13 protein-coding genes are annotated in these 15521 nt (G+C 70.6%); 8 read left to right on the top strand and 5 right to left on the bottom strand.

The annotated features are described in order from the left end of the window. The first annotated feature begins 117 nt into the window (after window positions 1-117). Together AB0M88_RS27115 and AB0M88_RS27110 are read left to right on the top strand one after the other, a co-directional pair. Window positions 118-2625: a bifunctional FO biosynthesis protein CofGH gene (locus AB0M88_RS27115; protein ID WP_364106951.1), complete on the top strand. Its 2508-nt coding sequence runs from the start codon at window positions 118-120 to the stop codon at window positions 2623-2625. A gap of 403 nt (window positions 2626-3028) precedes the next feature. Continuing rightward, entirely contained in the window at window positions 3029-3286 is a 258-nt protein-coding gene (locus tag AB0M88_RS27110; RefSeq protein WP_364106949.1) for a WhiB family transcriptional regulator, read from the top strand. Window positions 3287-3409: 123 nt separating this feature from the next. On the opposite strand, the gene AB0M88_RS27105 is transcribed toward AB0M88_RS27110, so the two are convergent. Further along, entirely contained in the window at window positions 3410-3775 is a 366-nt protein-coding gene (locus AB0M88_RS27105) for a metallopeptidase family protein (RefSeq protein ID WP_203773585.1), read from the bottom strand. Window positions 3776-4091: 316 nt separating this feature from the next. Between AB0M88_RS27105 and AB0M88_RS27100 the strand changes: the two genes are divergently transcribed. Continuing rightward, window positions 4092-4463, top strand: a complete 372-nt coding sequence (locus AB0M88_RS27100; protein ID WP_364106947.1) for a DUF3499 domain-containing protein — start codon at window positions 4092-4094, stop codon at window positions 4461-4463. Between the two features lie 4 nt (window positions 4464-4467). On the opposite strand, the gene AB0M88_RS27095 is transcribed toward AB0M88_RS27100, so the two are convergent. The 4 genes from AB0M88_RS27095 to AB0M88_RS27080 form a co-directional block, all read right to left on the bottom strand. Continuing rightward, window positions 4468-5310 carry a polysaccharide deacetylase family protein gene (locus tag AB0M88_RS27095; RefSeq protein WP_364106945.1) on the bottom strand — a complete coding sequence of 281 codons (843 nt, stop codon included), beginning with the start codon at window positions 5308-5310 and terminating at the stop codon, window positions 4468-4470. A 188-nt stretch (window positions 5311-5498) separates the two neighbouring features. Continuing rightward, a complete protein-coding gene (locus AB0M88_RS27090) occupies window positions 5499-5873 on the bottom strand; it encodes a DUF779 domain-containing protein (RefSeq protein WP_364106943.1) in 375 nt (124 codons plus the stop codon). Between the two features lie 3 nt (window positions 5874-5876). Beyond that, on the bottom strand, window positions 5877-7400 hold the full coding sequence (gene adh, locus AB0M88_RS27085) for an aldehyde dehydrogenase (protein ID WP_364106941.1): 1524 nt from the start codon (window positions 7398-7400) through the stop codon (window positions 5877-5879). Window positions 7401-7443: 43 nt separating this feature from the next. Further along, window positions 7444-8718: a GAF domain-containing protein gene (locus tag AB0M88_RS27080; RefSeq protein ID WP_364106939.1), complete on the bottom strand. Its 1275-nt coding sequence runs from the start codon at window positions 8716-8718 to the stop codon at window positions 7444-7446. A gap of 253 nt (window positions 8719-8971) precedes the next feature. Between AB0M88_RS27080 and AB0M88_RS27075 the strand changes: the two genes are divergently transcribed. From AB0M88_RS27075 to manA, 5 genes are all read left to right on the top strand, one after another. Further along, window positions 8972-10351 carry a phosphomannomutase/phosphoglucomutase gene (locus AB0M88_RS27075; RefSeq protein ID WP_364106937.1) on the top strand — a complete coding sequence of 460 codons (1380 nt, stop codon included), beginning with the start codon at window positions 8972-8974 and terminating at the stop codon, window positions 10349-10351. A 43-nt stretch (window positions 10352-10394) separates the two neighbouring features. Beyond that, window positions 10395-10586 carry a Trm112 family protein gene (locus AB0M88_RS27070; protein ID WP_364106935.1) on the top strand — a complete coding sequence of 64 codons (192 nt, stop codon included), beginning with the start codon at window positions 10395-10397 and terminating at the stop codon, window positions 10584-10586. A gap of 11 nt (window positions 10587-10597) precedes the next feature. Further along, window positions 10598-11812 (top strand): SIS domain-containing protein, encoded by a 1215-nt coding sequence (locus tag AB0M88_RS27065; RefSeq protein WP_364106982.1) that lies wholly within the window; start codon window positions 10598-10600, stop codon window positions 11810-11812. A gap of 39 nt (window positions 11813-11851) precedes the next feature. Further along, complete coding sequence (locus AB0M88_RS27060; RefSeq protein ID WP_364106933.1) at window positions 11852-12811, top strand: cation diffusion facilitator family transporter; 960 nt, start codon at window positions 11852-11854, stop codon at window positions 12809-12811. 115 nt (window positions 12812-12926) lie between these two features. Continuing rightward, on the top strand, window positions 12927-14093 hold the full coding sequence (manA, locus tag AB0M88_RS27055; protein ID WP_364106980.1) for a mannose-6-phosphate isomerase, class I: 1167 nt from the start codon (window positions 12927-12929) through the stop codon (window positions 14091-14093). Window positions 14094-15521 lie beyond the last annotated feature (1428 nt).

Genomic DNA, 15521 nt, shown 5'->3' with positions numbered 1-15521 from the left:
TTTCCGCTGATCACATCGAGCCGCGCCCGGGAGAGGGATCACCTCTTCCGGGCGTTGGTGTCCCAGGACACTGCGAGGGCGTCGGCAGCCATCGAGATTCCGGCCTAGGCTGCTTGCGTGGTAGAGGTCAACTTGGAATCGCAGCCGACCGAGGCGAGCATTCGCCGGGCGCTGCGCCGGGCCGCCGACGGCAAAGCGATCGATGCCGACGAGGCCGCCGCGCTGCTCGGCGCCCGCGGCCCCTGGCTCGACGAACTACTGGGGATCGCCGGCAACATCCGCGATGCCGGCCTGCGTGAGGCGGGGCGGCCGGGCGTCGTCACCTATTCCCGCAAGGTCTTCATCCCGCTCACCCGGCTGTGCCGGGACCGCTGCCACTACTGCACGTTCGCGACCGTGCCGCACCGGCTTCCGGCCGCGTTCCTGGAGCGTGACGAGGTGCTCGCGATCGCCCGCGAGGGCGCCGCCCAGGGCTGCAAGGAGGCCCTGTTCACGCTCGGCGACCGCCCGGAGGAGCGCTGGCCGGCGGCCCGGCAGTGGCTCGACGAGCGTGGCTACGACTCGACGCTCGACTATGTGCGCGCGTGCGCGATCGCCGTGCTCGAGGAGACCGGCCTGCTGCCGCACCTCAATCCGGGCGTGATGAGCTGGGCCGAGATGCAGCGTCTCAAGCCGGTCGCGCCGAGCATGGGCATGATGCTGGAGACGACCGCGACCCGTCTGTTCTCGGAGCCGGGCGGTCCGCATTTCGGCTCGCCCGACAAGGATCCGGCGGTTCGCCTGCGTGTCCTCGACGACGCGGGCCGGGTCGGGATCCCGTTCACGACCGGCATCCTCATCGGCATCGGCGAGACCCGCGCCGAGCGCGTCGACTCGCTGTTCGCGATGCGCCGCACCGCCCGCGAATACGGCCATGTCCAGGAAGTGATCATCCAGAACTTCCGGGCGAAGCCCGACACGGCGATGCGCGGGATGCCCGACGCCGAGCTGCACGAGCTGGCCGCGACCGTGGCCGTCGGCCGTGTTCTGATGGGTCCGCGGGCCCGCATCCAGGCCCCGCCCAACCTGATCGACGCCGAGTTCAGCCTGTTGCTGCGGGCCGGCATCGACGACTGGGGCGGCGTCTCGCCGGTGACGCCCGACCACGTCAACCCGGAGCGGCCGTGGCCGCAGATCGATCTGCTGCGGGAGAAGTCGGCCGAGTCGGGCTTCACGCTGCGCGAGCGCCTGACGATCTATCCGGAGTTCGTGCGCCGGGCGTCCGAGGGCTGGCTCGACCCGCGGGTGGCCGCCCACGTGGCGGCGCTGGCCGGCGACGACGGCCTGGCCCGTGAGGACGCGGTGGTCGAGGGCCGGCCGTGGCAGGAGCCGGACGACGTGTTCGGCACCGGTCGCACCGACCTGTTCGCCACGATCGACACGACCGGCCGCACGGACGACCGGCGGTCCGACTTCAACGACGTCTACGGCGACTGGAACGAGGTCGCCGCGCACATCAAGAGCGACACCGGCCGGACCACGCCGACCGATGTGCTCGCCGGGCTGAAGCTGGCGGCCGAAGATCCGGCCGCGCTGCTGCTGCCGGAGCATGAGGACAAGGCGATGGCCCTGTTCAACGCCGACGGCTCGGCGCTCGACGAGTTGACCCGCATCGCCGACGACCTGCGCAAGGAGGTCAACGGCGACGACATCACGTACGTCGTCAACCGCAACATCAACTTCTCGAACGTCTGTTATGTGGGCTGCCGGTTCTGCGCGTTCGCCCAGCGGGAGAAGGACGCCGACGCCTATCGCCTCTCGGTCGACCAGGTCGCCGACCGGGCCGAGCAGGCCTGGGCCGACGGCGCCTCCGAGGTCTGCATGCAGGGCGGCATCGACCCCAAGATGCCGGTCACGGCCTATGCCGACCTGGTGCGCGCGATCAAGGAGCGGGTGCCCGGCATGCACGTGCACGCCTACTCGCCGATGGAGATCGTGACCGGCGCGTCGAAGGCCGGTGTTCCGGTCCGCGAGTGGCTGACCCGGCTGAAGGAGGCCGGGCTCGACACGATCCCGGGCACGGCGGCCGAGATCCTCGACGACGACGTGCGCTGGGTGCTGACCAAGGGCAAGCTGCCGACCGCGACCTGGGTCGAGGTGGTCAGCACGGCCCACGAGGTGGGCATCCGGTCGAGCTCGACGATGATGTACGGCCACGTCGACCACCCGCGGCACTGGCTCGGCCATTTCCGGGTGCTGGCCGGCATCCAGGACAAGACCGGCGGGTTCACCGAGTTCGTGGCGTTGCCGTTCATCCACACCAACGCGCCGATCTATCTGGCCGGCATCGCGCGCCCGGGCCCGACCTGGCGGGAGAACCGGGTCGTGCACGCGATGTCCCGCGTCCTGCTGCACGGCCGCATCAACAACATCCAGTGCTCGTGGGTGAAACTCGGCGACGAGGGCACGCGGGCGATGCTCAACGGCGGGTGCAACGACCTCGGCGGCACGCTGATGGAGGAGACCATCTCCCGCATGGCGGGATCCGAGCACGGTTCCGCGCGTACGGTCGCTGAGCTCAAGGAACTCGCGGCCGGCGCCGGTCGTCCGGCCGTCGAACGCACCACCGTGTACGGACGCCGTTGATCTTTTCTTGGCTGATCACGTTTGACTGAAGGGCGGCCGGGCTATCACTGCCTGGCCGTCCTCGTCTGTCGTGTTTGCGTCTTGTGTCACATGAGCTGGGGCACCGGCTGCGCCAAGGTCACAAATCGGGTTAAATTGGACGTGCGACGGTGGGTGAGCGTTACCTACCGGCGCTCCTGACAGATAGGGCAGGAACGGGACCACGTTGCGCCTCAGGCGTGCCGGGGAAACGGGCCTATTTATCAGGTTCGGCTTGACGACGCACGTCTTACACGCGTGTAATTTCGGTGGGGTTGTGGGATGGAGATGCAGCGCAATCGCCTCCGCCCACAAAAAACACGCCGCGTGCGTGGGGGGTCAGCGTCGGTGTCACTGCCGGCGCGAGGAATTGGGAGGCACGCCGATGGAAGCGCAGGTTGAAGGGGTAGACCTGCTCGGGGACGCGCCCGAGTGGCAGGAGCGGGCGCTGTGTTCGCAGACTGATCCGGAAGCTTTCTTTCCCGAAAAGGGCGGGTCGACGCGCGAGGCGAAGCGCATCTGCGGCCGGTGCGAGGTCAAGGGGGATTGCCTGGAATACGCGCTGGGCCACGACGAACGTTTCGGCATCTGGGGTGGACTGTCCGAGCGCGAACGCCGCAAGCTCAAGCGCCGGGTCGCCTAGCGAGGAGCGCGTTGCCGCGTTGATGAGTTGGGGCTTCGTTCGCCGCCGGCGAAGCCGTCGTCGAAGGCAGCACGAACTCATCAACTCCCAGCGGCGCACGCGCGGTCGAGCGCACAAGCACAGCTAACTCAACTCGTCGGGATCCACTCCGAGCAGGTTGGCGACCTGCTCGATGATCACGTCGTGGACGAGGTCGGCGAGGTCTTCGCGGTCCATCGCCCGGAATTCCAGCGGCCGCCGGTAGAGCACGATCCGTGGGGGGAGCTCCTGCCGGCCGGGTCGCCCGGGCAGCAGACGGGCCAGCGGCACCTCGCCGTCCTCGAGCACGTCGGAGTCGTAGACATTCAGCTCGGGCGGCACGTCCTCGACCGCGAACTCGACGCCGGCCAGCTCCTTGGCATAGCGCCGCTCGAGGCCCTCGACCGTGTCCAGCACCAGGTCGTCGAAGATCTCGGCCTTGGTGCGGGCGAGCGGCACCGTCGCCGGCACCAGGCGGCCCCGCAGGCCGCGCCCGTGCCGGTCGCGCCGGGCCGGATGACCGGGCCCGGACTTGCGGGCGAGCCTGGCCTGTTCCGGGCGGCCCGGCTCGCTGCGGCGGCGCTCGGAGCTGGTGGTCACTCGGCAAGACTAGTCCCTAGGGACCGATCATCGTGCTCAGGCGGGTTCCGCCGCGTGTCCGACCGGCTAATTCGTCCCATGGAGTCGGCGTGTCGGGCGCCCATGACCGAATCGTGATGCAATCGCGGGTCGGCGTGTCGCGGTGCAACGGCACGCACGCGAGGCGCGGGAGAGATAACGTGCCGCCGTGAGGTCACCACGGCGCTGCTCCCGGAACGGCTGTCCCCGACAGGCGGTCGCCACTTTGACCTACGTCTACAACGACTCGACGGCCGTCGTCGGCCCCCTCGCGGCGTTCGCCGAACCCCATACGTACGACCTGTGTGAGCCCCACGCCCGCAGCCTCACCGCCCCCCGAGGCTGGGAACTGGTCCGCCACGACGGCGATTTCGCCCCGCCCCCGCCCACCACCGACGACCTGGTCGCTCTGGCCGACGCCGTCCGTGAGGCGGCCCGCCCGCCGATCGCGCCACCCCCGCGCACCGACGGTGACGACCACCTTCCGGGCCACCAGACCGGCCGCCGCGGTCACCTTCGGGTCATCCCGCCTTCCCACTGACCCCTCAGACGGGAAGGGCGACCAGCCGGTATCGGTGGCGGAGCCAGGGAATCAGGCTGCGGTAGGCGGCGATCGTGTCGGGCTGGTTGTAGTCGTGGGACAGGATGATCGCGCCCTTGCCGACGTGTTTCTCGACCGTGCTGATGACGCGGGCCCTGTGGGCGGCGTCCGACTCGCCCTTCGGGTGATCCCAGTCGCGCGGGTCGACCTTCCAATAGACCGAGGTCATGCCCAGTGACTTGGCCGTCGCCACCAGGCGGGGCGTGAAGTTGCCGCCCGGGGCGCGGAAATACTCGATCTTGGCCTTGGGGTCGGCCTGGTGGATCGCGTCGTTGGTGCGCCGCAGGTCGGCCTGGATCCGGGCGGCCGGCTGCTTGCCGATGGTCAGGCTGTGGCTCCACGTGTGGTTGCACAGCGTGTTGCCGCCGGCCACGATCTGGCGGACCAGCTCGGGGTGCCGCCGCACGTTCTTTCCGATCAGGCAGAACGTGGCGTGGACGTGCTGCTGGGCGAGCAACTTCAGCATCCGCGGGGTCTGCACCGGGTCGGGGCCGTCGTCGAAGGTGAGCGCTACCGCGGACGTACCGGTGGAAAGGTGGCTGCCCGCCGGGCCGCCGGTCTTCTTCCCCAGCTCGGGTGCCGCCGGAGCGTGCGCCGCGACCGTGTGAGCCGCGGTTTTCTTTTTCGGCCGGACGGCATGCGAGGGCGCCGGCGACGGCGTCTCGAAGGTCGGTGCCGCCGTGGTGTGCCGATGTGGCGCCTCCCCGGCCGCCGCCCGGCCGGCCACGCCGATCGTCAGCAGCGCCGTGCCGACCAGCACCGCCTTCTTCGAGCGCGACAAGCGCATCTGACCCTCCCCAGTTCGTCCGAGGAGGACGACTTTGCTCCTTCGGAAGCCCCCTCACCGGTGGCCGGGCCCGGAACGGCACGCTTTCGGGACCCAAAAACCACTCTTGCCGAGCTCGGGAACATCTGACGGACAAAGTCCCACGGAAACGCCGCGACGCTTACGCGCCGCGGCGTTCTTCCGTCCGCTCAGGCGGACAATTCCGCCAACTCGTCCGATGTGAGCAGACGGGAACGGATCAAGAAACGTACGCCCTCGGGCGCCTCCAGCGAGAAGCCGGCGCCGCGCCCGGGGACCACGTCCACCGTCAGGTGGGTGTGCCTCCAGAGTTCGAACTGCGAGGCCGACATCCAGAACGTGATCGGCTCGGGGACCCCCTCGATGCGCAGGGACTCGAGCAGCACGTCGGATTTGCCGGTCCGGAACTCGCCCTCCAGGTAGCACATCGGCGAGCTGCCGTCGCAGCAGCCGCCCGACTGGTGGAACATCAGCGGACCGTGCTGGTCCCGCAGCTGCCGCATCATGCCGGCCGCCGCGGGCGTCACATCTACTCGGGTAACCATGGCCTAGAAGAAGCCCATCGCCTTGGGGGAGTAGCTGACCAGGAGGTTCTTGGTCTGCTGGTAGTGGTCGAGCATCATCTTGTGGTTCTCGCGGCCGATGCCGGACTGCTTGTAGCCACCGAACGCGGCGTGCGCCGGATATTGGTGGTAGCAGTTCGTCCACACCCGACCGGCCTTGATCGCGCGCCCGGCCCGGTACGCCTGGTTGATGTCCCGCGTCCACACGCCGGCGCCCAGGCCGTACAGGGTGTCGTTGGCGACCTTGATCGCGTCGGCGTAGTCGGCGAACGACGTCACCGACAGCACCGGCCCGAAGATCTCCTCCTGGAAGATCCGCATCGAGTTGTTGCCCTCGAAGATCGTCGGCTGCACGTAGTAGCCGCCGGACAGGTTGCCGCCCAGGTCGGCCCGCGCCCCGCCGGTCAGCGCCTTGGCGCCCTCCTGCCGGCCGATGTCCAGGTAGGACAGGATCTTCTCGAGCTGGTCGTTGGACGCCTGGGCGCCGACCTGGGTGTCGGTGTCGAGCGGGTTGCCCTGCTTCAGGTTCTCGACCCGCTTCACGCCGGCGGCCAGGAAGTCCTGGTAGATGCTCTGCTGGATGAGGGCGCGGGACGGGCAGGTGCAGACCTCGCCCTGGTTGAGCGCGAACATCGCGAAGCCCTCGAGCGCCTTGTCCTGGAAGTCGTCCTCGAGGCGGTTGACGTCCTCGAAGAAGATGTTCGGCGACTTGCCGCCGAGCTCCAGCGTGACCGGGATCAGGTTCTCGGACGCGTACTGCATGATCAGGCGGCCGGTCGTGGTCTCGCCGGTGAACGCGACCTTCGCGACCCGGTTGGACGAGGCCAGTGGCTTGCCGGCCTCGACGCCGAAACCGTTGACGATGTTGAGGACGCCGGGCGGGAGCAGGTCGCCGATCAGCGACATCAAGTAGTGGATCGAGGCCGGGGTCTGCTCGGCCGGCTTGAGCACGACCGCGTTGCCGGCGGCCAGGGCCGGGGCGAGCTTCCAGGTCGCCATCAGGATCGGGAAGTTCCAGGGGATGATCTGGCCGACCACGCCGAGCGGCTCGTGGAAGTGGTACGCCACGGTGTCGTCGTCGATCTCCCCGGCCGAACCCTCCTGGGCCCGGATCGCGCCCGCGAAGTAGCGGAAGTGGTCGATGGCGAGCGGGATGTCGGCGGCCAGGGTCTCGCGGACCGGCTTGCCGTTCTCCCAGGCCTCGGCGACCGCGATCTTCTCGAGGTTCTGTTCCATCCGGTCGGCGATCTTGTTGAGGATGTTGGCCCGCTCGGCGGCCGGGGTGCGGCCCCAGGCGTCGGCCGCGCCGTGCGCCGCGTCGAGCGCCTTGTCGACGTCGTCGGCGGTGCCGCGGGCGATCTCGGTGAAGGTCTCGCCGGTCACCGGGGAGGGGTTCTCGAAGTACTGACCCTTGGCCGGCGGGACCCACTCGCCGCCGATGTAGTTGTCGTAGCGCGACTGGTAGCTGACGATCGAGCCGTCCGAGCCGGGCGGGGAATAAGTGGTCATGATCAGCCTCCGTACCTCTGTCGGGGTACGGGCGACGCTACGTTCAGCGACGTTGCAAGGACGTTGCAACGCCGTACTCGATCGCCAGCTGCCGGATGCGGGCCTCGGCGAGCGGGCGGATCGGCGAGCCGGGCGGCAGCAGGCGGGCGTAACCCTCCCACATCTGCAGGTCGTCGGCGCCGTACGGGGCGTGCAGCCAGGTGCGCATCAGGATGCGGTCGCCGCTCGCCAGCACCGCGCCGCGCAACTGGCCCTCGATCAGCCGGCGCAGGCGGGCCACGCCGGGCGCGTCCGAGGACGGCAGCAGCGGTCCCGCGTACGCGTCGAGCGCCTCGGCCACGCGACCGTGCTCCAGCAGCCGGGTGACCGCCGCGAAGTCGGCGTCGAGCTCGACCCGGAGCCGGTAGGGCCGCGAATCGAGCAGGTCCGGCCCGAGCGTGCGGCGCAGACGGGACAGCTCGGCCCGTACGGTCACCGGATTGAGGTCGTCGGCATAAAGATCAAATGCCAACTGATCTCCCGTACGCCCTTCCGGGTGCGCCAGGAGCAGCACGAGCAGTTCCGAATGCCGTCGACCGAGGCGCAGCCGGCGCCCGCCGGAGCAGAGCACCACCTCGTCCCGGCCGAGCGAGGTCACCGTGCCGGCGGCCGACGCCGACGTCCGGTGACTGCCCAGGTAGGCCTCGGCGGCCAGCGCGGTCGCCCGCACCAGGGCCAGGCTGTGCGGGTTGGCCAGATGGTCGCCGCCGGTCACGTCGATCGCCCCGAGCAGCCGCCCGGTCGCCGGGTCGTGGATCGGGGCGGCCGCGCACGTCCAGCGCTGCACCGGGCGGCTGAAATGCTCGGTGGCGAAGATCTGCAGCGGGTGGTCGACGGCGAGCGCGGTGCCGGGCGCGTTGGTGCCGGCGTGCGCCTCGTCCCAGCGGGCGCCGGGCACGAAGTTCATCTCCTCGGCGCCGGCCAGCACCGGCGCCGTGCCCTCGACCCACAGCAGCCGCCCGTAGGCGTCGCAGACCGCCATCAGATGATCGCCGTCCTCGGCCAGGCCGCCGAGCAGGTCCCGGAAGATCGGCAGCACCCGGGCCAGCGGATGGGCGGCCCGATAGGCCTCCAGCTCGCCGTCGGAGAGCTCGATCGGGGCGGTGCTGTCGGCGGTGTGCAGGGCGTCGGCCGACCGCTTCCACGAGTCGGCGACCACCGGCCGCATGCCCGGGGCGGGCTCGGCCCCGGTGACGAACCTTTCGTGGGCGCGCCCCACCTGCTGGATGCGCTCGGCGGGATCCGTGCCGAGGTCGAGGGCGAGCCACGGGTTGGGCATGGGCGTACCTCCAGTCCCACCCATCGTGACCCGCATCACGTTCACTAACAAGTTCTACGGTTCGCCATCCGCTCGCCGCCCTGCTCGACGGCTTCGACGGCCTCCAAGTGCGGCCCGAGGTGCTGACCCCGCGATATCGGCGGCCGGAGACCACCCGGGCGGTTGACCGGGCCTGTCGCGATGCCGTTGCGGCCCTTTGACCGCCTCTGCTCCGTTAGTCTCGGCGTGAAATCACCTGGCTGAGGAGCGAGCATTGTCTGATCTGTCCAAGATCGTGAAGGCGTACGACGTGCGCGGCACGGTTCCGGAGCAGTTCAACGAGACGGTGGCCCGGGCACTGGGCACCGCGTTCGTCGAGATGCTCCGCGAATCGGGCGACGACGCGGACCGGATCGTCACCGCTCACGACATGCGTGAGTCCGGTCCCGGTCTGGCCGCCGCCTTCGCCCGGGGCGCCAACTCGGCCGGGGTGGCTGTGATCAACATCGGCCTGGGCTCGACCGACGAGCTGTACTACGCGGCCGGCTCGCTCGGCCTGCCCGGCGCGATGTTCACCGCCAGCCACAACCCGGCGCAATACAACGGCATCAAGCTGTGCCGGGCCGGGGCCAAGCCGGTCGGGCAGGACAGCGGTCTGGCCGTGGTCCGCCGCCGCGCCGAGGAGCTGCTCTCCGACCTCAACGCCGAGGCCGACGGCCCGTCCCGGGTCGAGCAGCGCGACCTGCTCGCCGACTACGCGGCCCACCTGCGGTCGCTGGTCGACCTGTCCGGCATCCGGCCGCTCAAGGTGATCGTCGACGCGGGCAACGGCATGGGCGGCTACACGGTTCCGGCCGTGCTCGGCGACCAGGTGCTGCCCGCCCTGCCGCTCGAGATCGTGCCGCTCTACTTCGAGCTCGACGGCTCCTTCCCCAACCACGAGGCCAACCCGCTCGACCCGGCCAACCTGGTCGACCTCCAGGAGGCCATCCGGGCCCAGGGCGCCGACATCGGACTCGCCTTCGACGGCGACGCCGACCGCTGCTTCGTGATCGACGAGCACGGCGACGCGGTGTCGCCCTCGGCGATCACCGCCCTCGTTGCCGTACGCGAACTGACCAAGTTCCCGGGCAGCACGATCATCCACAACCTGATCACCTCGTCGGCCGTCCCCGAGATCGTCACCGAGCAGGGCGGTCAGCCGGTCCGCAGCCGGGTCGGGCACTCGTTCATCAAGGCCGAGATGGCCCGCACCAACGCGGTCTTCGGCGGCGAGCACTCGGCGCACTACTACTTCCGCGACTTCTGGTTCGCCGACACCGGCATGCTGGCCGCGATGCACGTGCTGGCCGCGCTGGGCGGGCAGGAGCGGCCGCTGTCGGAGTTCGCCGCCGAATACGAGCGCTACTCGGCCTCCGGCGAGATCAACTCGACCGTGGACGATGCACCGTCCCGTGTGGCCGCGGTGCGGGCCGCGTTCCCCGACGCCGACTTCGACCAGCTCGACGGCCTGACCGCGCGGCTCGCCGACGGCTCCTGGTTCAACCTGCGGACGTCCAACACCGAGCCGCTGCTGCGCCTGAACGTCGAGGCGGTCAAGCCCGACCGGATGGCCGCCCTGCGCGACGAAGTGCTGGCCATCGTCCGAGGCTAGGATCAGTGGACTCACCCTTCCGATACCCGTAAGGAGCCGTTCGGTGGCCCTCGATCCACAGCTCTTGGACATCCTGGCCTGTCCGGACACGCATCACGCGCCCCTCACCCACGACGCTGATGCGCAGACCCTCACCTGTACGGAGTGTGGGCGCGTCTTCGAGGTCCGTGACGACATCCCGATCCTGCTGCTGGACGAGGCCCGCCCGCCGGCGAGCCCCACCGAGGCGTCCTGATGGCCAACCCGATGGAGGGCGGCGTCACCGGCGTCCACGGCCACCGCATCGTCGACGAGTCGCTGCTCGACAACGAGAAGGCGATGCTCGACAGCGACCCGGGCGGCATGCTGCGGGCCACCGCGTCAGCCGGCGCCCAGGTGCGCGAGTCGGCGGCGCTGGCCGCCGAGGCCGACCTGAGTGCGCTGGCCGACGAGGGCCGCCCACGAGCCGTGGTGGTGGCCGGCATCGGCACCGCCGGCCTGACCGGCAACATCCTGGCCACCGTGGCCGGCCCGCGCTGCCCGGTGCCGATCATCGGGCACCGCAGCGCCGGCGTGCCCGGCTGGGTCGGCGCGGCCGACGTGGTCATCGCCGTCTCGGCCTCCGGCCGCAGCCCCGAGGCCCTGGCCGCCGCCGACGCGGCCGCCCGGCGCGGCGCCCGCCTGGTCGCGATCGGCAACCCCGACACCGAACTGCAGGCGATGGCCGAGCGGGCCCGCGCGCCGTTCATCCCGGTGCCGCGCCGTGCTCCGGCCCGGGCCAGCCTCTGGGGCCTGGCCGTGCCGGTGCTGCTGGCCGCCCGCGCGATCGGCCTGGTCAAGGTCAACGAGGCCGATCTGGCCGAGACCGCGACCCGGCTCGACGCCGACGCCGAGCGCTGCCGCCCCGGTGCCGACTCGTTCGTCAACCCGGCCAAGGCGCTCGCTCTCGGCCTGGCCGGCTCGATCCCGATCGTCTGGGGTTCGTCGCCGCTGGCCACCGTCGCCGCTCGGCGGTTCGCCGACACGCTGGCCGCCAACGCGCGCTACCCCGTGATGGCGGGCGCGCTCGGCGAGGCCGGCCGCGGCCGGGTCGGCCTGCTCGACGGCGTCTTCGGCGGCCTGGCCGAGACGTCGCGCGACATCTTCGCCGACCCCGACGCCGACGAGTCCGAGCTCACCCGCCTGCGGCTGGTCATCTTCCGCGACGGCGGGCTCAACCCGGAGGACGACGCCGACGAGCCGGTCGCGGTCGAGGAGCGCCGGGCCGACGCCGTGCAGACCCTGGCCGAGCGGCGTGGCGTGCGCTGCGACGTGCTCACCGCCGAGGGTGCCTCGACGCTCGAGCGGCTCGCCTCCCTGACCGCGGTTCCTGATTTCGCATCGCTCTATCTAGCATTGGCGCACGGGCTCGACCCGATGGCCGTGCCGGCGATAAACGAGATGAAGGAGCTGTCCAACCCGATGCCCGAGGGAATCCAGTGACTTCCGCCCTTTTCCCGACGAGCGCGACCGGGCTCCCGCATGAGCACTGAGGGCGGCACCAAGGCGATCATCGCCGCGCTGTCGGCCAACCTCGGCATCGCGGTCACCAAGTTCATCGCGGCCGGGCTGACCGGCTCGTCGTCGATGCTGGCCGAGGCGATCCACTCGGTGGCCGACTCCGGCAACCAGCTGCTGCTGCTGGTCGGCGGCAAGCAGTCGCGCAGGAAGGCGACGCCCGAGCACCCGTTCGGCTATGGCCGCGAGCGCTACATCTACGCGTTCATCGTCTCGATCGTGCTGTTCAGCGTCGGCGGCCTGTTCGCGCTCTACGAGGGCTACCACAAGATCAGGCACCCCGAGGCGATCCACGAGTGGCAGTGGGTGCCGGTGGTCGTGCTGGTCATCGCGACCGGCCTCGAGGGCTATTCGTTCATGACGGCGATCCGCGAGTCCAACCACACCCGCGGCAAGACCTCGTGGGTCAACTACGTGCGCCGGGCCAAGGCGCCCGAGCTCCCGGTGGTGCTGCTCGAAGACTCCGGCGCCCTGGTCGGCCTGGTGCTGGCCCTGTTCGGCGTGGTGCTGACCCTGATCACCGGCAACGGCGTCTGGGACGGCATCGGCACCGCCGCGATCGGCCTGCTCCTGGTGGTCATCGCGGTGATCCTGGCGACCGAGACGAAGAGCCTGCTGATCGGCGAGGGCGCCAACCCGGAAGACGTCCGCAAGATCGAAAAGGCGGTCCTCGCCGGCGAGGGCATCGAGCGGATCATCCACATGAAGACGCTGCACCTCGGCCCCGAAGAACTCCTCGTGGCAGTCAAGATCGCCGTCCCGCGCACCGAGCGCGCCGATGACCTGGCCCGCCACATCGACGAGACCGAGACCCGCATCCGCGAGGCGGTCCCGATCGCCCGCGTGATCTACATCGAGCCCGACATCTTCCACCCCGGCCAGGAGGCCGAGATCGAGGAAGGCGCCGCTCCCGCCAACGCCTGAGCTGTGGACGATCGCCGCAAACTGTCATACCCGGCTGGTTGAATTCGCCCCCACCCAGTTCCGGGGTGGGGGCGGTCTGGGGCGCGCGCCGGCTGATATTTTGCGCGATATGAGCGTGTATCCGCTGACCGGCATCGTCCGCCCGTACGCCTGGGGCTCCCGCACCTCCATCGCCGAGCTGCAGGGCCGGCCGGCGCCGACGCGGGAGCCCGAGGCTGAGCTGTGGCTCGGCGCCCACCCGGACGACCCGGCCACCGTGATCCGGCCCGACGGCCCTATCACGCTGGACACGCTCATCGCCTCCGACCCGGCCGGCCAGTTGGGCCCGGAAGTCGCGGCCGAGTTCGGCCCGCGGCTGCCCTACCTGATGAAGGTGCTCGCCGCCGAGAGCCCGCTCTCGCTGCAGGCCCACCCCGACAGCGAATACGCCAAGCAGGCCTACGCCCGGCAGCAGGCCGACCCGTCGCTGCCCAGGAACTACACCGACGCCTATCACAAACCGGAGATGCTGGTCGCGCTCACGCCGTTCGAGGCGCTGTGCGGGTTCCGGTCGCCGGAAACGTCGGCCGCGGCGATCGAGGCACTCGGCATCCCGGCGCTGGCCCCGGTCGTGCGGGCGCTGCGGGCCGGCGACCTGCGTACGGCCGTGCGCGACCTCCTCACCTGGCCCGACGCCGACCGCAAGCCGATGGTCGAGGCCGTGACCGAGGCGGCCGAGGCCGCGCCGTCGCCCGACGCCGACCTGGCCGCGCGGCTGGCCGGCCACTACCCGGGTGACCCGGGCGTGCTGGTCGCGCTGCTGCTCAACCACGTGCGGCTGCAGCCGGGCCAGGCGATCTGGATGCCGGCCGGCAACCTGCACGCCTACCTGCGCGGCACCGGCGTCGAACTGATGGCGGCCAGCGACAACGTGCTGCGCGGCGGCCTCACCCCGAAGCGGGTCGACGTCGACGAGCTGCTGCGGGTCCTGGTCTTCGAGGTGCTGGAAGATCCGATCCTCCCGGCGACGCCGGTCGCGCCGGGGGTGAAGACCTGGGCGGTCCCGGTGCGCGACTTCATCCTGTACGCCGTGGACCTCGACGGCACCCGCCCACCGACCGAGGTGCCGGCCCACGGCGCGCGAATCGTCATCACGGTCGCGGGCGACCTGTTCGTGGGCGAGAGCGTCGACGGCACCCCGGTCGACGTGCCGGCGGGCAGCGCCGCCTACGCCCCGGCTTCGGCCGGCCACATCAAGCTCGCGGGCGCCGGCCGCGCCTTCGTAGCGGCCGTCCGCACCTGACCCGCCAGCAGCCGGCCGGCACTTGATCCCGCTCGCGCCCGACTCGCCGGCGGCGGCCGCGATTTGCTCCGGCCCGCACATGGCGCGCTGGCGGGTGGCTGGCATCGATCCGGCCGGGCCTGGCCCGCTGGTGGGCGGCCGGGATTTGATCGGGCTCGCGCCTGACCCGCTGGCAGGCGCCCGGGATTTGTATCCGGCCCGCACGTGGCGCGCTGGCGGGTGGTCGGCATTGATCCGGCCGGGCCTGGCCTGCTGGCGGGCGGCCGACATTTGATCTGGCTCGTGCCTCACCCCCTGGCAGGTGGCCGGCCTGATCCGGCCCGCATCTGGCCGCTGGTGAGCGGCCGCGATTTGTTTGGGTTTGCGCCTGAGCCTCTGGTGGGCGGCCGCGATTTGATCTGCTCGTGTCTGACTTCCGGTGGTGCTCCCGATCTATCAGGCCGAGGTGGCGGCCAAGGCCGCCGTCCTCTGCGCGGCTGGTCACCCGAAGGGCCGCGATTACTGGGCGGCCCGGGATTTGATTCAGGCGGCGTCCGAGTCGGCCGGGTGGGGCCTCCGGACCGCTCGGCCGCGACGGCGCCGCTCGAGCCGGCAGGTGGCCGTCCAGCCCGGCGACCGCAACGTGGTCCGGCTGCTCGACTTCATGGGGAGGGCCGCCCGGCCTTTGGCCCGGGAAGCTCGGGCGCTTCGGAACAGTTCGGGAGGGACGGCAGGGGCGGACCTCGGTTCGCGTGGGGCTGCCTGCTTTTGCTCGGCGGGGCGGGCGATCGTGCACGGTTCTCGCTTTTTGTTGGCGATTTCGTACTTGGATCGCGTTTTCCCGGCCGATGTCCGGTTTTTGGCGCCCGTGAATGGCGAAAGGGTGCAGTAGCGTGCCCGCGAGCCATTCTGTGCCGGCCCCGTTCCGACCATTCCGGCCCGGCGGGGGCGGGCATAGTTGCAGGTGGGGCGGTTGTGCACGCTCGTGCCCGAACGGGACCGGCAAATCAGGAAATCTGCGGATTAGCTTGACAGCGATGTGTGCTGAGTGTGAAGCTACATGCACGCAGCGTCATTGGTGATCGGGGGGTCCCACGGACGCGCGCGGTACCAAACCGGGGGGATGAACGGGGCGGCGGGCTTAGGCCTGTCGCCCCGTTCGCTATGCGGCAAGAAACGCATCCGCCGGGCGACCGTAACCATTCTGGGAGGCATGAGGGTGCGACGCCGGAGCACGACACTCGTGGCACGGGAAGCGAGCCGGCGTGACGTGACGGCGGGACGGCCCGCGCTGCGGTCGGGGCGCGACCTGCGCGCGTACATCTGGAAAGCGTGCCCATCCGGGCGCCGCAACCGTTACGGGGCATTGGGCCCCGCTCGGCGGGCGAGCGGGGCCCGGAACCGGCGGTTGCCGCCACCTGCTCCCTTGGTCCTTTTCATTACGACATG

Source organism: Actinoplanes sp. NPDC051411, from assembly GCF_040682075.1.
Taxonomy (GTDB): domain Bacteria; phylum Actinomycetota; class Actinomycetes; order Mycobacteriales; family Micromonosporaceae; genus Actinoplanes.
This window is presented reverse-complemented; position numbering and strand designations above follow the sequence as displayed.

What these genes read in the sequence shown, in the direction of transcription:
- AB0M88_RS27080 (WP_364106939.1), bottom strand. Translation starts at nt 8,718, where the DNA reads ATGCCCAACCCGTGGCTCGCCCTCGACCTCGGCACGGATCCCGCCGAG.
- AB0M88_RS27090 (WP_364106943.1), bottom strand. Translation starts at nt 5,873, where the DNA reads ATGGTTACCCGAGTAGATGTGACGCCCGCGGCGGCCGGCATGATGCGG.
- adh (WP_364106941.1), bottom strand. Translation starts at nt 7,400, where the DNA reads ATGACCACTTATTCCCCGCCCGGCTCGGACGGCTCGATCGTCAGCTAC.
- AB0M88_RS27065 (WP_364106982.1), top strand. Translation starts at nt 10,598, where the DNA reads ATGGAGGGCGGCGTCACCGGCGTCCACGGCCACCGCATCGTCGACGAG.
- AB0M88_RS27095 (WP_364106945.1), bottom strand. Translation starts at nt 5,310, where the DNA reads ATGCGCTTGTCGCGCTCGAAGAAGGCGGTGCTGGTCGGCACGGCGCTG.
- AB0M88_RS27060 (WP_364106933.1), top strand. Translation starts at nt 11,852, where the DNA reads ATGAGCACTGAGGGCGGCACCAAGGCGATCATCGCCGCGCTGTCGGCC.
- AB0M88_RS27110 (WP_364106949.1), top strand. Translation starts at nt 3,029, where the DNA reads ATGGAAGCGCAGGTTGAAGGGGTAGACCTGCTCGGGGACGCGCCCGAG.